Annotated in this window: 19 protein-coding genes; 5 read left to right on the forward strand and 14 right to left on the reverse strand. The window is 57.3% G+C overall.

All coding sequences use genetic code 11. The features are described 5' to 3' along the window. Positions 1 to 15: 15 nt before the first annotated feature. The 5 genes from rstB to rstA form a co-directional block, all read right to left on the reverse strand. Positions 16 to 1,314 (reverse strand): two-component system sensor histidine kinase RstB, encoded by a 1,299-nt coding sequence (gene rstB / locus WFM46_RS12990; protein ID WP_336997770.1) that lies wholly within the window; start codon positions 1,312 to 1,314, stop codon positions 16 to 18. Between the two features lie 79 nt (positions 1,315 to 1,393). Next, positions 1,394 to 2,164, reverse strand: a complete 771-nt coding sequence (locus WFM46_RS12995; RefSeq protein WP_336997771.1) for an ABC transporter ATP-binding protein — start codon at positions 2,162 to 2,164, stop codon at positions 1,394 to 1,396. Further along, entirely contained in the window at positions 2,161 to 3,204 is a 1,044-nt protein-coding gene (locus WFM46_RS13000; RefSeq protein WP_336997779.1) for a FecCD family ABC transporter permease, read from the reverse strand. The genes WFM46_RS12995 and WFM46_RS13000 overlap by 4 nt, the downstream gene beginning before the upstream one ends. A 5-nt stretch (positions 3,205 to 3,209) precedes the next feature. After that, positions 3,210 to 4,226, reverse strand: coding sequence for an ABC transporter substrate-binding protein (locus WFM46_RS13005; protein ID WP_336997772.1), 1,017 nt, complete (start codon positions 4,224 to 4,226; stop codon positions 3,210 to 3,212). A gap of 102 nt (positions 4,227 to 4,328) precedes the next feature. Beyond that, positions 4,329 to 5,045: a two-component system response regulator RstA gene (gene rstA / locus WFM46_RS13010; RefSeq protein WP_336997773.1), complete on the reverse strand. Its 717-nt coding sequence runs from the start codon at positions 5,043 to 5,045 to the stop codon at positions 4,329 to 4,331. 128 nt (positions 5,046 to 5,173) lie between these two features. Between rstA and WFM46_RS13015 the strand changes: the two genes are divergently transcribed. Then, complete coding sequence (locus tag WFM46_RS13015) at positions 5,174 to 5,509, forward strand: GlpM family protein (RefSeq protein ID WP_103179408.1); 336 nt, start codon at positions 5,174 to 5,176, stop codon at positions 5,507 to 5,509. Here the strand turns inward: WFM46_RS13015 and folM are convergent. The 3 genes from folM to ydgH all read right to left on the reverse strand — a co-directional run bounded on the left by folM (position 5,506) and on the right by ydgH (position 8,791). Further along, positions 5,506 to 6,228: a dihydromonapterin reductase gene (gene folM / locus WFM46_RS13020; protein WP_336997774.1), complete on the reverse strand. Its 723-nt coding sequence runs from the start codon at positions 6,226 to 6,228 to the stop codon at positions 5,506 to 5,508. The two genes, WFM46_RS13015 and folM, sit on opposite strands and share 4 nt — an antisense overlap. Positions 6,229 to 6,267: 39 nt before the next feature. Further along, a complete protein-coding gene (locus WFM46_RS13025) occupies positions 6,268 to 7,650 on the reverse strand; it encodes an amino acid permease (protein ID WP_103179410.1) in 1,383 nt (460 codons plus the stop codon). Between the two features lie 187 nt (positions 7,651 to 7,837). Then, entirely contained in the window at positions 7,838 to 8,791 is a 954-nt protein-coding gene (gene ydgH, locus WFM46_RS13030) for a DUF1471 family protein YdgH (RefSeq protein WP_336997775.1), read from the reverse strand. Positions 8,792 to 9,327: 536 nt separating this feature from the next. Between ydgH and pntA the strand changes: the two genes are divergently transcribed. From pntA to WFM46_RS13045, 3 genes are all read left to right on the forward strand, one after another. Further along, a complete protein-coding gene (gene pntA, locus WFM46_RS13035; protein ID WP_103179413.1) occupies positions 9,328 to 10,857 on the forward strand; it encodes a Re/Si-specific NAD(P)(+) transhydrogenase subunit alpha in 1,530 nt (509 codons plus the stop codon). A 10-nt stretch (positions 10,858 to 10,867) separates the two neighbouring features. Beyond that, a complete protein-coding gene (gene pntB, locus WFM46_RS13040; protein ID WP_114315149.1) occupies positions 10,868 to 12,256 on the forward strand; it encodes a Re/Si-specific NAD(P)(+) transhydrogenase subunit beta in 1,389 nt (462 codons plus the stop codon). 112 nt (positions 12,257 to 12,368) lie between these two features. Beyond that, positions 12,369 to 13,484 carry a mechanosensitive ion channel family protein gene (locus WFM46_RS13045; protein WP_103179415.1) on the forward strand — a complete coding sequence of 372 codons (1,116 nt, stop codon included), beginning with the start codon at positions 12,369 to 12,371 and terminating at the stop codon, positions 13,482 to 13,484. Between the two features lie 35 nt (positions 13,485 to 13,519). Here the strand turns inward: WFM46_RS13045 and uspE are convergent, their stop codons facing one another. The 6 genes from uspE to WFM46_RS13075 all read right to left on the reverse strand — a co-directional run bounded on the left by uspE (position 13,520) and on the right by WFM46_RS13075 (position 20,389). Next, positions 13,520 to 14,470, reverse strand: a complete 951-nt coding sequence (gene uspE / locus WFM46_RS13050; RefSeq protein ID WP_103179416.1) for a universal stress protein UspE — start codon at positions 14,468 to 14,470, stop codon at positions 13,520 to 13,522. Between the two features lie 137 nt (positions 14,471 to 14,607). Continuing rightward, complete coding sequence (gene fnr / locus WFM46_RS13055) at positions 14,608 to 15,360, reverse strand: fumarate/nitrate reduction transcriptional regulator Fnr (RefSeq protein WP_032617879.1); 753 nt, start codon at positions 15,358 to 15,360, stop codon at positions 14,608 to 14,610. Between the two features lie 182 nt (positions 15,361 to 15,542). Then, complete coding sequence (ogt, locus tag WFM46_RS13060; RefSeq protein ID WP_103824528.1) at positions 15,543 to 16,058, reverse strand: methylated-DNA--[protein]-cysteine S-methyltransferase; 516 nt, start codon at positions 16,056 to 16,058, stop codon at positions 15,543 to 15,545. Positions 16,059 to 16,070: 12 nt separating this feature from the next. Then, positions 16,071 to 17,597: a p-aminobenzoyl-glutamate transporter gene (abgT, locus tag WFM46_RS13065; RefSeq protein WP_336997776.1), complete on the reverse strand. Its 1,527-nt coding sequence runs from the start codon at positions 17,595 to 17,597 to the stop codon at positions 16,071 to 16,073. A 36-nt stretch (positions 17,598 to 17,633) separates the two neighbouring features. Beyond that, positions 17,634 to 19,079 (reverse strand): M20 family metallopeptidase, encoded by a 1,446-nt coding sequence (locus tag WFM46_RS13070; RefSeq protein WP_336997777.1) that lies wholly within the window; start codon positions 19,077 to 19,079, stop codon positions 17,634 to 17,636. Continuing rightward, positions 19,079 to 20,389 (reverse strand): amidohydrolase, encoded by a 1,311-nt coding sequence (locus WFM46_RS13075; protein ID WP_180210329.1) that lies wholly within the window; start codon positions 20,387 to 20,389, stop codon positions 19,079 to 19,081. The genes WFM46_RS13070 and WFM46_RS13075 overlap by 1 nt, the downstream gene beginning before the upstream one ends. Positions 20,390 to 20,563: 174 nt before the next feature. Between WFM46_RS13075 and WFM46_RS13080 the strand changes: the two genes are divergently transcribed. Next, positions 20,564 to 20,946, forward strand: a 383-nt coding sequence (locus WFM46_RS13080; RefSeq protein WP_336997778.1) for a LysR family transcriptional regulator, incomplete at its 3' end; no start/stop codon positions are given.

Consider the following 20,946-nt stretch of genomic DNA (forward strand, 5'->3'; position numbering starts at 1 on the left):
AGCGTGCGGTTTAGGTCAGTCAGGGATGGGCAGGGCGATAGGGTGCCAGACGGGCCAGTTGAAGCAGAAACGGGCGCCGCCGAGGTCGCTGGCTTCGCAGCTGACGTCCCCCCCCAGCGCCTGGGCTATAGAGTGGACGATCGCCAGCCCCAGGCCGCAGCCGCCGGTGGCGCGGTCCCGGCTCGGGTCGAGTCGGACAAAAGGCTCAAATACACGCTGGCGGGCCTCTGGCGCAATGCCCGGACCATCATCTTCCACCGACAAACTGGCGCGGCTGCCGTTTAGGGTCAATGCGATCCGCAGCTGGTTATCGCTGTAGCGCAGGGCGTTGTTGACCAGGTTATCCAGCACCCGCTCCATCAAACGCATATCCAGCGCGCCGTAATCGCCGTCCACGCTGCTGATCAGCAACGTGCGCTGCGGGTTAACGCTCTGCACATCCTCCACGTAGCTGCGCAGCCATGCAGGCAGGTCCGGGGTGGTGAGCTTAAGTTCGTTCTGCGGTCGGTCGAGGCGGGCATAGGTCAGCAGCTCCTCAATCAGCGCCTCGAGCTGGCTGATATCGCGATTCAGCGCCTGTGACTCCGACGCAGTCAGGTTTTCACTCATCTCCAGCCGGTAGCGCAACCGTACCAGGGGGGTGCGCAGCTCGTGGGCGATACCGTCGATCAGCTGTTTTTTGCTGGCGATGAGGGCGTTGATATTGTCAGCCATCTGGTTAAAGGCCACCCCCAGCCGCTCAAAGCTGGAGCCGCTGTCGAAGTGGATCCGCTCGGTCAGATGCCCGTCGCCGAAACGCTGGGCGGCGGCCTCGAGGCGCAGCATGTCCTGCCAGTGGGGGCGCATCCAGATAAACACCGGGAAGGCGAGCGAAATGGCGATAAAAGCCAGCAGGGCGATATCCAGCAGGCGCATCTGATGCAGGAAGTAAAGATACGGCACCGGGCCGACCGCCAGGACGTAATGGCTGCGTGGAATACGCTGAATAAAGGTGTACTGATCGTCCAGCGCCACGATATCGCCTTCGCGCAGCCGCTGCATGGTCGGGGCATCCAGGGTGTATTTCTTCAGTGGCTCGATGCGCAGTTTGAATGACAGGTTCAGATCCAGCTCTTTGATGGTGCGCGCCCAGTCGTGAGGGGGGATCTCACGCAGTTCGCTGCGCATCAGGTAGAGCGAGCTTTTCATCAAATCATCCAGCGACTGTCTGCCTGCCCGCTCGGCGGTGAACTTATAGACCAGCCCGACCAGCATGGTCATCACCAGGAAGCAGACGAACAACAGAAGGTAAAACTGCACGAACAGTTTTTTCATGAAATATCACCCAGCTACAACGCGTTAAAGAAGCTGCCCGAACGTAAGATTGACTCGCTAAGAGCGGGCATCGCCTACTTTACGCAATGGGCTGCCGCATGGCATAGCGAATGTTGAAGGTTTTGCCTTGTTTCATGACGTCCGCTTGCACATGCCAGGCGTCTTCTATCAGTGCAGGGGTCAGCACCGCATCAGGCGGCCCGCTGGCTATCACGCTGCCGGATTTCAGCAGTACCAGCCGATGGCAGTAGTTGGCGGCGAGATTCAAATCGTGAAGGGCCACCACCACCGTAATGGGTAGCTGCGTAATCAGCGTCATCAGCTCCAGCTGATACTCAATATCCAGATGGTTGGTCGGCTCATCGAGGATCAGCAGCCGTGGCTGCTGGGCCAGGGCGCGGGCGATCTGGCAGCGCTGTCTCTCTCCGCCGGAAAGCTGCCGCCACAGCCGGTGACGCAGCCCGGCAAGTTTCATCAGGCGGATAGCGTGCTCAACCGCCTGGTCGTCCTTTTCACTCCAGCCAAAAAGCCCCCTGCGGTGCGGCGTGCGCCCCAGCCGGACAATTTGCTCCACGCAGAGATCGCCATCCACTCCGGCATGCTGGGGAACAAAGGCCAGCTGTTTGGCTCGATCTCTGACGGAGATTTTATTGAGCGGGGTGCCGTTCAGCTGAATATGGTGCGCATGACGGGGGAGTAACCCGGCCAGACAGCGCAGCAGCGTCGATTTTCCCGAGCCGTTCGGGCCTAACAGACCGACAATTTCACCCACCTCCAGGTGCAGATTGATGTTGTTCAGCACCTGGCGGGACTGGAAGGTGACCTGCAATCCGCTTAATGAAAGGGTCATACGTTTTTCTCCCGGCTGCGATAGAGCAGAACCACAAAGGCAGGCGCGCCGACTAACGCGGTGACCACGCCAATGGGCAGGACCTGATGGGTGATAAGCGTGCGGGAAACCACATCGGCGAGGATCATGAAATGACTCCCGATCAGGAAGGTCAGGGGAATTGAGCGGCGATGCCCGGGGCCGCACAGCATCCGGGTAACGTGCGGGATCACCAGCCCGACAAACCCCACTGCGCCAATGATACTGACCATTACCGCCGTCACCAGCGCGCAGGTGAGCAGCAGGATAATGCGCACCAGGGTGACCGGCACGCCGAGGGTAGTGGAGACTTCATCGCCAAAGGTGAAGGTATCCAGCGCTCGTGAAAAGGCGAAGATCACCATAAATGCGGCCAGCACGACCACCAGAGCCAGGATAGCATCCGGCCAGCGAACCCCGCTCAGGCTGCCCAGCAGCCAGAACATCACGCTGCGCGACTGCTCGGCATTGGCGGAGGTGCTGACAATGTAGGCGGTCAGGGCGTTAAAGAGCTGCGTCCCGGCGATGCCCGCCAGCAATATCCGTGGCGGGCTGTCGGTCATGCCGTGGGTGATGAGCATGATAAGCCCGAACGCGCAGCAGGCGCCGATAAAGGCGCCGCCGCTGATGCCCAGCGAGCTGCCGCCAATACCCAGCAACATCACACAGACGGCCCCCAGCGACGCACCGGAGGAGATCCCCAGCAGATAGGGCTCCGCCAGCGGGTTTCGCAGGATGGCCTGCATTACCAGGCCGCAAAGCGCCAGACCCCCTCCGCTGCAGGCGGCCATCAGGGCCCGGCTCATGCGGTACTGCCAGACAATGCCCTCCTCAACCTGGGGCAGCACATAGCTACCCAGACCCAGACCGTTGAGAATGGCTTTACCTGCGTTCGCATACGACACCGGCATATCCCCGACGGTGGCAGCGAAAACCAGCATCAACGGCAGCGTCACTATCCCGACGGCCATCAGGCTATGCTGCCGCCAGCGCGGCAGGGTAAAGGGGGCGCGGAGAATCATGATACTCATTGTTCAGCCTGGAACGTTGCCAGTTTCTCGCCGATCGCCTCAACGGCATCGACATTACGCAGGGAGGGGTTAAGTGACATTGCGGGCACCACCACGATCTGCCCCTTTTTCACGGCGGGGATGTTTTGGGTCACCGGATCGTCGTTTAAAAAGGCCTTTTTCACCGCCACATCATCCGCAGGGTAGAGACGGCGGGACATCTCAGCGATGACGATCACGTCAGGCTGCGCCTGGGCGATATGCTCCCAGGTCACGGCAGGCCATTCGTCATGGGAATCAATGATGTTTTTCAGCCCAAGCGTGTGGCTTATCCACCCCGGCGCGCCGTAATCGCCGGCCACCCAGGGATCGCCTTTCAGACGGCTGCTGGAGAACCAGAACACCACTTTCAGGGGACGAGTCTGCTGCGCGGCAGCACGGGCCTGCGCCTGCTGAATACGCTGTTTCAGCGCCTCGTTAAGCGCTTTACCCTGCGGCTGGACGTCGAAAATGGTCGCCAGTTCATCGATTTCGCGTTCGATTTCGGTGATGGAAAACGGTGTGCTCCGCGCCCCGTCGCCGTTCGAGCTGTCGGTGACGCTTTTGCCGATGCAGTCGGCAGGGGAGATCCAGGTCGGGATCCCCAGTGTGGCGAACTGTTCCCGGGTGCCCGTTTCCCCCTGCGGCCCGATATGCCAGTGATACTGGGCCATCACCAGATCAGGACGCTCCGCGGTGACCGCTTCAAAGGAGGGGGCGTTATCCGCCAGCTTTTTCAGCCCGTTACCCTGTTTTGCCAGCGCATCTGGCAGAGGGCCAAACCAGACCGAGGTCGCGCCGATCTTCTTTTCAAGCCCCAGCGCCATCAGCAATTCCGTCTCGTGTTGCCCCACCGTCACCACCCGTTGCGGGGCCTGCTTAAAGGTCTCCTTAATGCCGCAGTTCTCTACCGTCAGCGGATAAACCGTGGCGGCGAATAGCGGCTGCACGAATAAAGTTAGGACAAAAGCCAGCGCCCTGTTTTGATTAAACACGTTCTCACCCTCATAAATGTTATGTTATAACATAATACATATTATGCGGGCGGGCGCAAAAGGTTAATCATCAGGGGTAAAAATGGGCGGCTGTCGCCCCTGTTATACGTCCCAGGCGTGGGGCGCGAAAAGGTAGCCTTTGTTACGCACGGTTTTAATGCGGAACGGTTCGGTAGCGTTATCCAGCAGCTTCTTGCGCAGGCGGGAGATGGCCACGTCCACGCTGCGGTCCAGGCCATCGTAGCTGACGCCGCGCAGGTTTTTCAGCAGCGCGTCCCGATCCATAATCTGCCCGGCATGGGTTGCCAGCTCCCACAGCAGATCGAAATCGGCCGTCGACAGCGCCACCTGCTCGCCGGAAAGCAGCACCTGGCGATTGACCGGATCGATGGAGAGTGTGCCAAAACGCAGCGCCTTGTGCGGGGTGAGCTGCGGGGCCGGGGTGTCGCTGGATGCAGCAACGTGCTGGCGCAGATGCAGGCGCACGCGTGCCAGGAGTACAGCCGGAGGGGTGGTTTTGAGGATATAGTCGTTTGCCCCCATCTCCAGGGACAAAATGTGGTTCATGTCGCTGTCGAGGGAGGTAAGCAGCACAATCGGCCCGTTCCAGCGGGCGCGCAGATCCCGGCACAGGGTCATGCCATCTTTACCGGGTAGCATAATATCCAGCAGCACCAGATCGGGTTTTTCCCGCGCCACCGCCTCTTCTGCGCGGTCGCCGCGTGGTTCGACGATGACCTCAATATCATGTTTACCCAGATAAGCGGCGATCAACTGACCGACTTCGGGTTCATCCTCAACGTATACGATCTTGTTCATAGCAAGGCTGTGTCTGCGGAAAACGCCAACATACACCGCGCAACCTTAACCTTCCATTAATCATTCGCAAAATGTTGCCGTTCCGTTATGCTGCCCGACATTGTTATTGTCTTGTTAAGGGGAAATGGATGGGGCTGGTAATAAAAGCGGCGTTGGGTGCGCTGGTGGTGTTACTGATTGGGGTACTGGCGAAAAGCAAAAATTATTACATTGCCGGGTTGATTCCGCTGTTTCCCACCTTTGCCCTCATTGCCCACTATATCGTCGCCTCGGAGCGCGGGATCGAAGCGCTGCGGGCGACCATCGTGTTTGGCATGTGGTCGATTATTCCCTATTTTCTCTATCTGCTTTCGCTCTGGTACTTCACCGGCATGATGCGTTTGCCCCTGGCGCTGGGCGGGGCGGTACTCTGCTGGAGCCTCAGCGCCTGGGTGTTAATTTTCTGCTGGAGCCGCTTTCACTAACGTAAAGGACGCCCGCCATCCACGCCAAAGGATCGGCCCGTGACGTAGCAGCTGGTCAGAATATAGTCGATTAAATCAATCACCTCTTTTTCGCCCGGGGCGATTTTCATCAGGGACTTATTCAGCGCCTTCTGACGATAGTCGGCATCGTCATGTTCATTAAACATAATCAGCGACGGGGCGATGGCGTTGACTTTCACCTCCGGGGCCAGCTTGCGGGCAAACGAGCGGGTCATGTTATCCAGCGCGGCTTTGCTGGCGGCGTAAGCAATGTGTTTATCGCTGCCGCGCTCAACCACGTAGTCGGTAAAGTGGATGATGTCGCTGGCGGCATGGCCGTGGCCGCGCAACAGCCCTTGTAGAGCGTGGTTGAGCAGGTAAGGGGCATGGACGTGGATCTGCAACATGCAGGAGAGCGTGTCGCTGAGCGGGTGCTCCGGGGATTCCGCCATCCATGCGCTGGCATTATGAATAATGGCGCGTAACCCGGTGGTTTCCGCTTTTACCTGGTCGGCAAAGGCCAGAATGCCCTCGTCAGAGGAAAAATCCGCCTGAATACAGGTTGCACCCGCCTCGCACAGGGTCTCAATCGCCGGGTATTTTGTGCGATAGCTGACAATGACAGGCTGGTGAAGATTCAAGAAATGGTGGGCAAGCGCGAGGCCGATACGACGACCTCCGCCAGTAATCAGGATCGGGAGCGGTTTTGCCTGTCCCATCGTGTTCTCCTTATCCGTTCGACGATGGGACGCGGTTGCTTATCCCATCAACATCCACGTTGCCGGTAATGCGGCAACCAGTAATAAGCCAATCAGCACGATTTCACGGCGCTTCAGCGCGTGCTGGAGCTGATGCGTGCGACGGGCATAAATAAACACCAGCAGTCCCGGCGCATAGAGCACGACGGAGAGCAGCAGATGCATCGGTCCGGAGGCATACAGCAGCCATAAGCCGTAAATACAGGCGCCCATCCCCACGACGGTATGCATCGGTCGGGTAGCTATTTTTAACAAATATGCGCCCACCAGGAAATAGGGTACCAGAATCATCTCGGAGGCGATGGTTAACAACGTGTTATAGTCTGAACCTGTGAGCCAGATCAGCACCAGACAGATCTGCACGCTGATGTTGGTCAACCATAGCGACGCGGACGGCGCATTGTTTTTGTTCTGCTGCGCAAACAGACGCGGGAAGGCTTTATGGGTTGCGGCCAGGAACGGCACTTCTGCCGCCATAATGGTCCAGCTCAGATAGGCGCCGCATACGGAGACGATCAGACCGGCGGCAATCACTACCTCGCCCCAGGAACCCATCATTTTCACCATCAGGCCCGCCATCGAGGGGTTACGCATCTCCGCCAGCTCCGGACGCGCCACCACGCCCAGCGAGAGCAGGGTGACCAGCAGATAGACCCCTAATGCGGCCAGTACGGCCAGCAGCGTGGCGCGGCCAACATCGTGCTTATTGCGCGCCCTGGCCGAGACAACCACCGCGCCTTCCACCCCGATAAAGACCCACAGGGTGATCAGCATGGTGTTTTTCACCTGCTCCCAGACCGGGACACCCAGCGCCACGCCGGAAAAGTCCATGCTGAAGAGATCGAGACGAAACGCAATAAACGCCAGCACGATAAAGAGCCCCAGCGGCACCAGCTTCGCAAGCGTTGCGACCAGGTTGATACTGGCCGCGGTCTGGACGCCGCGCAGTACCAGAAAATGCACGATCCACAGCAGCACCGAGGAGCCGACAATGGATTGCCAGGTATTGCCATCGCCAAAGAGCCGAAGTTCAGGGGAGTCGGTAAAGAAACTCAGCGCAGAGAAGACGATCACCAGATAAGAGACGTTGGCGATCACCGCGCACAGCCAGTAGCCCCAGGCGGAACAGAAACCCACCAGCTCACCAAAGCCTTCACGGGCGTAGGTAAAAATACCGCCGTCGAGGTCGGGACGAATGCGCGTCAGCAGCAGCATGGCGAAGGCCAGCAGCAGGATCCCGATGCCGGTGATCCCCCAGCCGATAAGCAGCGCAGACGGGCTGGCGACGGCCGCCATATTCTGCGGCAGACTGAATACACCCGCACCGAGCATGGAGCTTAAAACAAGCGCAGTCAAAGCGCTCAGGCCAAGTTTCTTTTCCATTGGCATCCTGTTTAAAAAGGGGTCGGTTCCAGAATAATTATTTCGTCGAAGCGCATAAAAATGGTGAATAACGCTAAGGCGCGGGATTTTACGGAGTGTTACGAACGCATGCAATGAGGAAGGGCCGAATTGTGGCGGTAAAGCGAAAAAAAAGGCGGCATAACGCCGCCTGAGTGAAACAGGTTACTTATTTGTACAGGTCAGCGCTGATGGTCATGTTATTACCGCGCTCCTGCCACTGGCGGGTGATGTGGTAATGCTTGGCCCCTTTCTTCGCCGCACGCTTCGCCACCTGGTAAGAAATTTCGGTCATGTTGCCGTAGTTACCGGTGAATTTGATGCTGTCGAACGGAATCATCTGCGCGGCAGTGGCGTTGTTCAGCTCTTCAATTTTGGTGCCGTCGTTGAGCGTAACGCTGTAACGACCGCCTTTGGTGGTTTGGGTTTCAAAGAAACGACCCACACCAGCAACGCTGGCGCCTGGTGCAGCGCTGGTTGCCACGCCCGGGATTTCCACTTTCTTCGCTTCTTCGCCGCCTTTGGCAATGGCTGCGCGACCGGCATCAGAGTCAGCCGGGATGGCATCCGGACTTTGCAGGACACGTTTTTTCGCGTCTTTTTTATAGATGTAAGCAGTGATGCGCTGGTTACCGCCCTGGTTAGCATCGATCTGGCGAACGATGTAGTAGGCGTCAGCCCCTTTCGCTTTAGCGGCTTTGGTGATGGCGTCGTTCACTTCCGGCTGGCTGCGGTAGAAGCCCTGAATGGTGACGGTATCATACGGCTCAAGCAGAACGGCCTGATCTTTAGGCAGTTCCATCACACCGTTAATGACACGGTTTTTCACCTCTTCCGCTTTCGGGGCATCGGCTTTATAGAGCGCAACGGTGACGCGCTGGTTGCCGCTGCTGCCGTATTCGGAGTTATCCACGACGTAGAATGCGGCGGAGCCCTCTTTATCGGCACGTTTGGAGGCGGCATTAACTGCATCGCCAATTGCGTTAAAACGACCTACGATCGTAACGTGATCGTAAGGTTTCGTTGCAGCCGCTTGCTCCGGCGTTAACTCTGTCGCGGCATTGGCAGACAGAGCGGTCGCAGCAAGGAGTGCGGACGCCAGGAGAGTGTTCTTAAGCTTCATAAAAATAATCCTTCGCCTTACGCAAACCAGGTACTGGTGTAGTTGTTAATTTGAAAACGTTGACGATTATTGCATTTAACACCCTCTGCTGTCTGCGCCATTTTTTGCGGCACCCGGCAAGGTGACGATCAATTTCCATAACCTTTAGAGATATGTTGAAAAAATACCCGTTTGACCACTAAAACTAATAAAGCATATAACTTTCACAAGTTGATTTAATGTTAATAAGTTGTTTCTGGCTGGCGCTATATCGTGTTTTTACCGCTTCGACTGAGCTAAACATCGGCTCTGACGAAGAAATAAAGGCAGATATGCCTGTCAGAGATGCAGATCACTTATTTTTGACAGTTAAAGACATAAAAAGTGTTTTCTTGCTGTGGATCACAGGCGGTATTTTCAGTAGGTTATAGAAAGTTTGTTACTGTTTTATTTTCTGCGGATATGCGTGAGTAGCAGGTTAACGCCTGTTACCGTCGTTATATATCCGTGATGAATATTCGACAAACCATCATCAAAAACCGATGGAAGGGATTACTATGCGTATTGGGGTACCAAGAGAACGGTTTGCCAATGAAACCCGTGTAGCAGCGACACCAAAAACGGTGGAACAGCTGCTGAAACTGGGTTTTACCGTCGCGGTTGAAAGCGGCGCAGGCAAGCTGGCAAGTTTCGATGACGAGGCGTTTGTTCAGGCGGGCGCAGAGATTGTAGACGGCGCAAACGTCTGGCATTCGGACGTCATTCTGAAGGTCAATGCACCAGAAGAGGATGAAATTGCGCTGCTCAATCCGGGCACCACGCTGGTGAGCTTCGTCTGGCCAGCCCAGAATCCGGAGCTGATGGAGAAGCTGGCGGCGCGCGGCGTCACCGTCATGGCGATGGACTCGGTGCCGCGTATCTCGCGTGCGCAGTCGCTGGATGCCCTGAGCTCAATGGCGAACATCGCCGGCTACCGCGCCATCGTCGAGGCGGCACATGAGTTTGGTCGCTTCTTTACCGGCCAGATCACCGCTGCGGGTAAAGTCCCACCCGCGAAAGTTATGGTGATTGGCGCAGGCGTTGCCGGTCTGGCCGCCATTGGTGCGGCGAACAGCCTCGGCGCAATCGTTCGTGCTTTTGATACCCGTCCGGAAGTAAAAGAACAGGTGCAGAGTATGGGCGCCGAGTTCCTGGAACTGGACTTCAAAGAAGAGGCGGGCAGCGGCGACGGCTACGCCAAAGTGATGTCCGAAGCCTTTATTAAAGCCGAGATGGCGCTGTTCGCTGCCCAGGCGAAAGAGGTGGACATCATTGTCACCACTGCGCTCATTCCGGGCAAACCGGCACCGAAACTGATCACCCGCGAAATGGTCGACTCCATGAAGGCCGGTAGCGTGATCGTCGATCTGGCCGCGCAAAACGGCGGTAACTGCGAATACACTGTCCCGGGTGTGGTCACCACCACCGCTAACGGCGTGAAGGTGATCGGCTATACCGATCTGCCGGGCCGTCTGCCAACCCAGTCCTCCCAGCTCTACGGCACCAACCTGGTGAACCTGCTGAAGCTGCTCTGCAAAGAGAAAGACGGCACGATCACCGTTGATTTCGAGGACGTCGTCGTGCGTGGCGTCACCGTGGTCCGCGAGGGTGAGATCACCTGGCCGGCACCGCCGATTCAGGTTTCCGCGCAGCCGCAGGCCGCCGCCAAGGCTGCTCCAGCCCCGAAAGAGCCTGAAAAACCTGCTTCGCCGTGGCGTAAGTACGCCTTGATGGCGCTGGCCATTATCCTCTTTGGCTGGCTGGCAGACGTTGCGCCGAAAGAGTTCCTCGGCCATTTCACCGTCTTTGCGCTCTCCTGCGTGGTAGGTTACTACGTGGTGTGGAACGTTTCCCATGCGCTGCATACGCCGCTGATGTCGGTTACCAACGCCATCTCCGGGATCATCGTGGTCGGAGCATTATTGCAGATTGGTCACGGCGGCTGGGTCAGTTTCCTGAGCTTTATCGCGGTACTGATCGCCAGTATCAATATTTTCGGTGGTTTCACCGTGACTCAGCGCATGCTGAAAATGTTTCGTAAGGGATAAGGGGTAACCTATGTCTGGAGGATTAGTTACCGCTGCATACATTGTTGCCGCGGTCCTGTTTATTTTCAGCCTCGCGGGGCTTTCAAAACATGAAACGTCGCAGCAGGGCAACAACTTTGGTATCGCCGGGATGGCGATTGCGCTGATTGCCACGATTTTCGGACCGGACACCGGCAACGTCGCGTGGATCCTGGTGGCGATGATCATCGGTGGTGCGATTGGTATTCGTCTTGCCAAACGCGTTGAAATGACCGAGATGCCGGAACTGGTGGCGATCCTGCACAGTTTCGTCGGTCTGGCCGCGGTGCTGGTTGGCTTTAACAGCTACCTCTATCACGAACCGGGGATGGATCCGATTCTGGTTAATATCCACCTGACCGAAGTGTTCCTTGGCATCTTCATCGGGGCGGTGACCTTTACCGGTTCTATCGTGGCGTTCGGTAAGCTGCGCGGCAAGATCTCCTCTAAACCGCTGATGCTGCCAAACCGTCATAAGCTGAACCTCGCCGCGCTGGTGGTGTCGTTTCTGCTGATGGTGGTCTTCGTGCGCACCGACAGCGTGGGCTTGCAGGTACTGGCGCTGCTGGTGATGACCATCATCGCGCTGGCATTTGGCTGGCACCTGGTCGCCTCTATCGGCGGTGCCGATATGCCGGTGGTGGTTTCCATGCTGAACTCCTACTCCGGTTGGGCGGCGGCGGCGGCGGGCTTTATGCTGAGCAACGACCTGCTGATCGTCACCGGCGCGCTGGTAGGTTCAAGCGGCGCGATCCTCTCCTACATCATGTGTAAAGCGATGAACCGCTCGTTCATCAGCGTGATCGCCGGGGGCTTTGGTACCGACGGACAGACCTCCGGCGGTGACGAAGAGGTGGGTGAGCATCGTGAAATCAGCGCCGAAGAGACTGCCGACATGCTGAAAAACTCGCATACGGTCATCATCACCCCAGGCTACGGCATGGCGGTGGCGCAGGCGCAGTATCCGGTTGCGGAAATCACCGAACGTCTGCGTGCTCGCGGCATTAAGGTGCGCTTCGGTATTCACCCGGTTGCCGGGCGTCTGCCGGGCCACATGAACGTGCTGCTGGCAGAGGCGAAAGTGCCTTACGATATCGTGCTGGAGATGGATGAGATCAACGACGACTTCTCCGACACCGATACCGTGCTGGTCATCGGCGCCAACGATACCGTCAATCCGGCGGCACAGGACGATCCGAAGAGCCCGATCGCCGGTATGCCGGTTCTGGAAGTGTGGAAGGCGCAGAATGTCATCGTCTTCAAGCGCTCCATGAACACCGGTTACGCTGGCGTACAGAACCCGCTGTTCTTTAAAGAGAACACCCACATGCTGTTTGGCGATGCCAAAGCCAGCGTGGATGCGATCTTAAAAGCGCTCTAAGCCTCTCTTATCCACAGTGAATAAACCGCCCAACAGGGCGGTTTTCTTATTTCTGCCGCCAACGTATTCCATCTGTCTATACTTTTAACTTTGTGTAAAGGGAGGAGAGATAATGCGGTTTTTGTCCCACTTCGATTTTCTGGCGCTCATGATGACCCCCACGTTCTGGATTGGCTTCGGTACCGTGGTGGTGGTGACGCTTCTGGTTTACTGGCTGTTAAAGCGCATCATCACCTTTGTACACAAGGGGATCACCAACTGGGGCGATAAACATCCCACCACACGCCGGATGCAGCTGATCCTCACCGAGATGCTGAACAGAACCAGCCGGGTCATGCTCTTTGTGGTCGCTTTTCTTATCAGCCTGCGCTTCGTGGAACTTCCTGACCGCCTCTCCGGCACCCTCAGCCACGCCTGGTTCCTCGTGCTGGCGATTCAGGTGGCGCTCTGGATGGATCAGGGGGTGGTCTCCTGGCTGCGACACGTCATGCTGGCGCCGGGAAACCATAAAAACCCGGTGACTCTGGTGATCACCGGCCTGATCCTGCGGGCGATTGTCTGGTCAGTGATGCTGCTCTCTATTCTTGCCAACGCGGGCGTTAATATCACGGCGCTGGTTGCCAGCCTGGGGGTCGGGGGTATCGCCATTGCCCTGGCGGTGCAAACCATCCTGAGCGACGTCTTCGCTTCGCTCTCAATTGGGTTCGATAAACCCTTCGAAATTGGCGATTTCGTGGTGTTTAACGACGTGGCCGGGACGGTGGAGCATATCGGTCTTAAAACGACGCGTATTCGCAGCCTGAGCGGGGAGCAGATTGTCTGCGGTAATGCAATCCTGCTTCAGCAAACGCTGCACAACTACAAGCGTATGCAGACGCGCCGAATCGTCTTTACCTTCGGCGTCGCCAGTGATACGCCGCCTGAGAAGCTGCGCATCATTGGCGATAACGTGAAAAAAATCATCACCGATATCGGCGAAACGCGTTTCGACCGTGCCCATCTGCTCGGTTTTGACAAAGACCGTCTCACCTTTGAGGTGGTGCATATCGTGAACACCGCGGATTACAACAAATACATGGATATCCAGCAGGAGATTAATATCCGTATCCTGGAGAGCCTGAATGATGAAGGGGTAAAACTGGCTCTGCCAAGCATGGTGCTGCATGCACCGTGGATGAAAGAGGGCGAGAGGGCACAGCCTTCGACACAGCCTGTCACCGAGAGCTAGAAAAAAAGCCCGCCAATTGGCGGGCTTTTTTATGTTTAGTCGTCTTCGTCGTCGTCGAGCTCAACCGGGGTTTGATACTGATCGGGCTTGATGACCAGCAGGTCACAGCGCAGATGGTCGATCACCTGTTCGGCGGTGTTGCCGAGGAAGGCGGCTGAAATACCGGTGCGGCCAATAGTGCCTAACACCACGATACCGGCCTGCAGATGCTCGGACAGATCGGGGATCACCTCTTCAGGCAGCCCTTTTTCGACATGGGTCAGTTTTTCATCGATACCAAATTTTTGCCGCAGGGATTTCATCGCCAGCAGATGCTGGCCGCGGATGGCGTCGTTATAAACGGTCGGGTCAAATTCCGGGAGTTCAATGGCGATGTTGATGGGCGTAACCGGGTAGGCGCCCACAAGGTGGACTTCGGTATGGTTGACCTTCTCGGCGAGATAGAGCGTCTCTTTGATCAGCTTCTCGTTGAGGGCGTTGTGGTAGTTCTCTTCACTGGCAAGATTGACCGCCACCACCGCTTTACCGCCTTCCGGCCACGGCTGGTCTTTAACCATCCACACCGGGCATGGGCATTTGCGCAGCAGGTGCCAGTCGGTAGGCGTGAAAATCACCGCCTCGAGCTTGTCGTGCTGATGGGCCATTTTCAGGAGCAGATCGTGTTCGCCGCTCACCACTTCCTGGATGATGGCTTCAAACGGACGGTTATGCCACACCACCTTAATCTCAATGGGTACACCGGCATCAAGATAGAATTTTGCCTGTTCGCGGATCCAGGCCGTACGCTGGCTGATCACGCCCTGACGCATGGCGGTGCGTTCGTCAGGCGACAGAAGGGTGGTCATTTCGTAAGAAAAGTCATATATCGGCAGAAACGCTTTGATTCTGCCACCAATCCGTTGATGTAAATAGACAGCTCGTCGTAACGCCGGTTGATCGTCCTGATTAGGATCGATGGCCACCAGCATGTTTTGATACTTTGCCATACAGGTCTCCTTACTACTGTCACCACAGTCTGTAAGTAAAAGAGTAACCTATATATCTGAAATGAAACAGAGGGGAAGTTTTGCCAGATCAATAAATCAGTAAAATTACCGATCTGGCAAACAGAAGTCAGATGAATTTATGCGACGTTACGCGAGTGGCCCGCCAGCACTGCCAGCGCTTCACCATTCTCAATGGTGATGTATTTCCCTTTTACCGCCAGCATGCCGCTTTTCTGGAAACGCCCCAGCAGACGGCTGATGGTCTCAACGGTCAGGCCCAAGTAGTTACCGATATCGCCACGGGTCATGGTCAGACGGAACTCACGAGGAGAGAAGCCGCGCTCGGCGAAACGACGGGAGAGGTTGTAGATAAACGCGGCCAGGCGTTCTTCTGCATTCTTTTTGGAAAGCAGCAGAATCATATCCTGATCCCCTTTGATCTCACCGCTCATCAGACGCATCATCTGCTGGCGCAGGTTAGGCATTTTGCCTGACAGATCGTCCAGCGTTTCAAACGGGATTTCGCAAACCATTGAGGTTTCCAGCGCCTGGGCGAAGCTCGGGTGGTTACCGGTGCCGATGGCGTCAAAGCCGACCAGGTCGCCCGCCAGGTGGAAGCCGGTGATTTGCTCGTCGCCCTGCTCGGTGATGGTATAGCTTTTAATAGTGCCAGAGCGGATAGCGTACAGCGACTTCAGTTCGTCTCCCGCTTTAAACAGCGTCTGCCCTTTCTGAATCGGCTTTTTACGCTCGATAATATTATCAAGCTGATCAAGCTCGTGCTCATTCAGGGTAAACGGGATACAGAGCTGGCTGATGCTGCAGTCCTGACAATGGATAGCACAACCGCCAGACTGAATGCGTCGAATAATTCGCTTTTCCGGGATCATAGGTATGCTCAAGCCTTAATTGATATTGGTCAATTTTAACATCTTTTTTGACCCTGCGTAAGCCTGCTAAACCATCAATAAGGTCAAGAAGCGTGAATGTGTCAGCATCTTCTTGAAATTCCACAACTTGGTTGCGGATATTTCAATTAACTTAAGGAATATTAAGCACTAAAAGCCTGGAACTACAGCAGTAAATAGCCTTCATGACGCAGTAACCACTCTTTGCGCTGCACCCCGCCAGCATACCCGGTGAGGGTGCCGTTACGTCCGATAACGCGATGGCAGGGCACCACAATACTGACCGGATTGGAGCCGTTAGCTGCCCCGACAGCACGCGCCGCACCCGGGCGGCCAAGCTGTGCTGCCAGCTGCCCGTAGTGCATCACCTGGCCGCAGGGAATGGAACGCAACGCCTGCCACACCTCACGCTGAAAAGGGGTACCCGCGGTGGCGGTTGGCAGGGTATCGATAATGCTGAGATCGCCCTCGAACCAGGCGGTGAGCTTTTCGCTCAGCCCGCCCGGATTGCTGGCGCTGATGCGCTCGTAGCCCTGCGCCCGGTAGTGGATATTCAGCAGCTCCACCATCCGGTTGCTGTGCTCCTCCCACTCAACGGCGCGCAGGTTGAATTGCTCATCGGCAATGACCCACAGCGGCCCAAGGGGCGTAGCAATTTTGTCTTCGAGTAATCTCAGCATCTGGCACATTCCTTAGTTCAGTCGCGGGTAGACCCCTGGCCCGATAGGCAGGCCGACAAGATACCACGCCACCAGCATCAGCAACCATACCCCTAAAAAGATAAGCGGATACGGCAGCACCAGCGAATAGTAGGTACCCAGTTTCGCCTCGGGCTTGTAGCGCTGCAGGAAGCCTAAAAACAGCGGTACAAAGGGGGAGACCGGCGCCAGCGGGATGACCGATGAATCCGCCACGCGAAAGAGGATCTGCGCAAACGCCGGATGGAAACCCAGCAGCATGAACATCGGCACGAAAATAGGGGCCAGGATCGACCAGATGGCCGAGCCGCTGGCGATAAACATGCAGAGCAGGGACGACAGCAGCGCCAGGCCCACAAACGCCGGCACGCCGCTCAGCCCGGCACTCTCCAGAATATCGGTCAGCCCCACCGCCATAAATTTGCCCATGTTGCTCCAGTTAAACATGGCGACAAACTGCGCCAGCGGGAACACCATCACGATAAACCCGGCCATCTCCTTCATCGGCTCGATCATCAGCTGCGGCAGATCGCCCTGATGACGCACCTTGCCCGTGGCGATGCCGTATGCCAGTGAGACGACAAAGAAGAAGAGGATAATCAGCGGCACGATGCCTTTAATAAACGGCGAAGGCAGAACGGTATGTTTCACCGGATCGCGCAGGATACCGCTCTCCGGCACCACCATCAGCGCAATGGCGGCGATAAAGAGCAGCGACACCACCCCAGCCACCCGCAGCCCCCGGCGCTGCTCTGGCGTTAATGCATCCAGCTTTTCATCGCTGTTGCCTTGCCACTTGCCCAGACGCGGCTCAACGATCTTATCGGTGATCAGCCCCCCGACAAGGGTCAGCACAATCACCGAGCTGGCCATAAAGTACCAGTTGTCGATCACGCTGACGTGCATCGCAGCATCGATGGATTTTGCCGCTTCGGTGCTGATACCGGAAAGCAACACGTCGGTGGTGACGATCAGCAGATTGGCGGTAAAGCCACAGCCGACCCCGGCGATGGCCGCCAGCAGACCCGCCACCGGGTGCCTCCCCACCGCAAGGAAGATCAGCGCTCCCATCGGGGGCATAATCACCAGCGCGGCATCCGATGAGATATGGCTGAAGAAAGCAATAAACAGCACCATATAGCTGGCGTAACGCGCGCTGACGTGGGAAGCCATCTTGACCATCAGCGCAGGCAGCAGGCCGGAACGTTCAGCCAGACCCGCTCCCAGCACCAGCGCCAGGATGGCCCCCAACGGCGCGAAGCCGCTGAAGTTTTTAACCACGTTCGGTAAAAACCAGTGCAGACCTTCAACGCTGAGCAGGTTCTTTACCGCCACCATGCTGCCGTCAGCCGGATTACGGGCGCTGACGTCAAAGGCCGATAATATGGCGGTAGCGACCATCAGAATCACAATCAAATAGATAAATAGCAGGAAAGGATGGGGCACTTTATTACCGATCCTTTCAACCCAACCATAGAGCTTGCCGGTAGGGGAATGCGAAGGTATGGATGACATACTCATGGGCGTTCCTCGGGAGTGTTGTGTTGTTGTGTTTTATTATTTTAAAGGTGACGGTGTCACGTTTTCTGGAATCGGGCAAACGTACGCTTTTTCAGTGATTTGTTGAGTAAACTCCTCGCGGCAGGCGGCCAGCAGCGCCGGATCCTGAAGAAGCGCCAGGGCTGTTGCGCCCATCACTTTGCCCGCCTGGAGCATGCCTTTATGGGCGATGGAGGTGCGGCCCTGGGCTACCAGCTGCCAGGTATGGAGCGGCGTGCCCACGGTAAAGCAGGGGCTGAAGCACTGGGCAACCGGCATTTTCCAGCTCACATCACCCACGTCGGTGGAGCCCGCCAGCACGTTATCGGTGATGGCATAAGGGGCCACCTCGTCAATCAGCAGGGTCTGCTGATGGCGGCGGGCAAACTGCTTACCCTCTTCACCCCCGGTCGCGGCGATATTTTTCAGGCTGTTCTGCAGATCGTTGTCGCTCAGCGTGGCGCGGATCTCCGCCGCGAAGGCGCGCTCCTCGTCGCTCCACTCTGGCGTACCGTAATGCTGAACGGCGCGGTACATGGCGGCCTCCATGGTGCGGTTAGGCAGGTAGCTGGAGCAGGCCTTTTCAAAGCGTCGCTCCACGGTGGTTTCGGTCATCAGCGCCGCACCCTGGGCAATCTTTTCGATACGCTCATAGATCTGCTGCGCGTCGGCCATCTCCGGGGCGCGGATCAGATAGAGGACTTCCGCCTGAGCCTGCACCACGTTCGGTGAGATGCCGCCGGTATCGGTGATGGCGTAATGGACCCGGGCTTTTTCAATAATATGTTCATTGAGAAAATTGGTGCCGGTGGTCATCAGGGTGACGGCATCCAGCGCGCTACGGCCAAGATGCGGGGAGTTCGCCGCATGGGCCGCGGTGCCGTGAAAACGCCATGCCACCTGGATGTTGGCCAGGGTGCTGACGTTAAACATCCCGGCGAACGCTTCGGGGTGCCAGGTAACGGCGGCATCCACATCGTCGAACAGCCCCTCGCGCACCATAAAGGTCTTTCCCGATCCGCCTTCTTCGCCGGGGCAGCCGTAAAAGCGCACGGTACCGCTGCCACCCTGCTGCTCCAGCCAGCTTTTTACCGCCACCGCGGCTGCCAGCCCGGCGGTGCCGAGCAGGTTATGCCCGCAGCCGTGGCCGTTGGCTCCCGGGGTATCGCTTTGCGGGGTGGCGCAGTGCGCCTGCTGGCTTAATCCTGCCAGGGCGTCATACTCACCGAGAATGGCAATAACCGGTTTCCCCTCGCCGTAGCTGGCAATGAAGGCGTTCGGTATGCCACCTGCCTCCCGGGTCAGGGTAAAGCCCGTCTCTTCCAGGGCGCTGGCAAGCCGTTCGGCAGACCAGAACTCTTCGAAGCGGGTCTCCGGGTGATCCCAGATCGCATCGGCAATGGCGGTAAACTGCTGCGCGCGGGTGTCGATGGCATCCTCAACAAAACGGTAAATTGACGACATTACACACCTCGCGTCCACGGGAAGTTAAGCGCGGTACGCGCCAGGGTTTCGATGGCAATCAACATCACCGTCTCATCGAAATCGAATTTTTCGTTGTGATGTCCGGCGCTGAGGGTGGTGCCAAATACCATATAGGAGGCAAGCCCGCCATTTTGCTGGACCCGGGCCATCATCAGGGTGGCATCTTCCGAGCCGGCAGGGGCTTTCACCTTATCGATGGCCTGCTCAACGCCTGCCACCTGTTGCGCCTGTTCGCGTAAGTAGTTCACCCACGCCGGGGACGGCGTGCTGGAGGTGGCTGCACCCATCAGCCGCAACTCGCTGCTGACGCCATGCATCGCCGCCGCACCGTCAATCACCGCTTTGGCGCGCGCAAAGACGTAGTTGTTAATCGCTTCGCTCTCGCCGCGGGTCTCCACTTTCAGCAGGGCGCTGGCGGGCACGACGTTACGGCCGCTGCCGGCCTGCATCACGCCGACGTTAACCCGCGACGCACCTTCGCTGTGCGGGGCGATGCTGTGCAGGCCGATCGCCGCCTGGGCAGCGGCCAGCAGGGCGTTGCGTCCCTCTTCAGGCTTGCCACCCGCATGCGCCGCCACGCCGGTAAAGCGCACGTCGAATTTGGTGGTGGCCATAAAATTATCGCTGCCGCAGATGACGGTGCCCGCAGGCACGCCGGTGCCAATGTGGATGGCGGTGAAATAGTCCACGCCGTCGAGCGCGCCAGCCGCCACCATCGCCCGTGCGCCGCGGGTACCCTCTTCGGCAGGCTGGAAGATCAGTTTGATGGTGCCGTTGAGCTGCTCGCGGTACTGCATTAGCAGATGCGCCAGTCCAAGACCAATGGTGGTATGCCCATCGTGGGCGCAGGCGTGCATCATGCCGCCGTTACAGGAGGCAAAACCTTCCCGGAAGGGAAGATGGTCGTTGTCGCGGGCTTCATCAAGATCCAGCGCGTCCATGTCCACGCGAAACGCCAGCGTCGGCCCGGGGCGGCCCGTTTGCAGTGTGGCGACAATACCGGTAAAACCGCCTTCAAAGGCGCTAAGCCATTTTTCAGGCGCGCCTTGCTGACGCGCGCGGGCAAAGGCCTCTGCCAGGGTGGCGTCGTCTGGCAGGCCCATCCGGGTGTCGGCATCAATCACATCCCGGCCCATTGCCAGGTCATAGCCTAGCTGATCCAGTATCTCTGCGACCTTTGCCGCGGTCCGGAACTCGACCCATCCGGATTCAGCAAAATGGTGAAAATCGCGTCGCCACGCGGTGAGTTGGGGGAAGAGGGCCTTCAGGTCCTGCGCCAGTCTCTGCATTTCGTTTCCTCTATCATAAGAATGTGTGAACTGCTTCACACTGTGATAGTTTTTACTTATCACTAACCGTTTTTTCACAGATTTAACCGTTCGTGGCTTACCCTCGCACAATCACTTCCATTACAGTAGATGACAGTTTCTTTTCTCTGATAAACAACGGTTATCGGTGCCGACATGACATTTCAGGTAAAATTTCACCAGCTGCGGGCGTTCGTGGAAGTGGCAAAACAGGGAAGCATTCGGGGAGCCAGCCGGGTACTGAACCTGTCGCAACCGGCGCTGACCAAATCGATTAAAGAGCTGGAGGAGGGCATCGCGGCGCAGCTGTTCATCCGCCGCAGTAAAGGGGTGACTCTCACCGAGTGCGGAGAGAGTTTTTATCAGCATGCCAGCCTGATCCTCGAAGAGTTACGCAGCGCCCAGGATGATATTCGTCAGCGACAAGGCCAGCAGGCGGGGCAAATTAATATTGGCATGGGCGCCAGTATTGCTCGTTTGTTAATGCCCGCGGTTATCAAACGCTTCCATCAGCAGCATCCGCAGGTGAAGGTGCGGAT

The sequence above is a fragment of the Leclercia sp. M50 genome, from assembly GCF_037150775.1.
Lineage (GTDB): Bacteria > Pseudomonadota > Gammaproteobacteria > Enterobacterales > Enterobacteriaceae > Enterobacter.

What these genes read in the sequence shown, in the direction of transcription:
- WFM46_RS12995 (WP_336997771.1), bottom strand. Translation starts at nt 2,164, where the DNA reads ATGACCCTTTCATTAAGCGGATTGCAGGTCACCTTCCAGTCCCGCCAG.
- pntB (WP_114315149.1), top strand. Translation starts at nt 10,868, where the DNA reads ATGTCTGGAGGATTAGTTACCGCTGCATACATTGTTGCCGCGGTCCTG.
- folM (WP_336997774.1), bottom strand. Translation starts at nt 6,228, where the DNA reads ATGGGACAGGCAAAACCGCTCCCGATCCTGATTACTGGCGGAGGTCGT.
- uspE (WP_103179416.1), bottom strand. Translation starts at nt 14,470, where the DNA reads ATGGCAAAGTATCAAAACATGCTGGTGGCCATCGATCCTAATCAGGAC.
- WFM46_RS13025 (WP_103179410.1), bottom strand. Translation starts at nt 7,650, where the DNA reads ATGGAAAAGAAACTTGGCCTGAGCGCTTTGACTGCGCTTGTTTTAAGC.
- rstA (WP_336997773.1), bottom strand. Translation starts at nt 5,045, where the DNA reads ATGAACAAGATCGTATACGTTGAGGATGAACCCGAAGTCGGTCAGTTG.
- fnr (WP_032617879.1), bottom strand. Translation starts at nt 15,360, where the DNA reads ATGATCCCGGAAAAGCGAATTATTCGACGCATTCAGTCTGGCGGTTGT.
- pntA (WP_103179413.1), top strand. Translation starts at nt 9,328, where the DNA reads ATGCGTATTGGGGTACCAAGAGAACGGTTTGCCAATGAAACCCGTGTA.
- WFM46_RS13015 (WP_103179408.1), top strand. Translation starts at nt 5,174, where the DNA reads ATGGGGCTGGTAATAAAAGCGGCGTTGGGTGCGCTGGTGGTGTTACTG.
- rstB (WP_336997770.1), bottom strand. Translation starts at nt 1,314, where the DNA reads ATGAAAAAACTGTTCGTGCAGTTTTACCTTCTGTTGTTCGTCTGCTTC.
- WFM46_RS13000 (WP_336997779.1), bottom strand. Translation starts at nt 3,204, where the DNA reads ATGATTCTCCGCGCCCCCTTTACCCTGCCGCGCTGGCGGCAGCATAGC.
- WFM46_RS13045 (WP_103179415.1), top strand. Translation starts at nt 12,369, where the DNA reads ATGCGGTTTTTGTCCCACTTCGATTTTCTGGCGCTCATGATGACCCCC.
- abgT (WP_336997776.1), bottom strand. Translation starts at nt 17,597, where the DNA reads ATGAGTATGTCATCCATACCTTCGCATTCCCCTACCGGCAAGCTCTAT.
- ogt (WP_103824528.1), bottom strand. Translation starts at nt 16,058, where the DNA reads ATGCTGAGATTACTCGAAGACAAAATTGCTACGCCCCTTGGGCCGCTG.
- ydgH (WP_336997775.1), bottom strand. Translation starts at nt 8,791, where the DNA reads ATGAAGCTTAAGAACACTCTCCTGGCGTCCGCACTCCTTGCTGCGACC.
- WFM46_RS13070 (WP_336997777.1), bottom strand. Translation starts at nt 19,079, where the DNA reads ATGTCGTCAATTTACCGTTTTGTTGAGGATGCCATCGACACCCGCGCG.
- WFM46_RS13075 (WP_180210329.1), bottom strand. Translation starts at nt 20,389, where the DNA reads ATGCAGAGACTGGCGCAGGACCTGAAGGCCCTCTTCCCCCAACTCACC.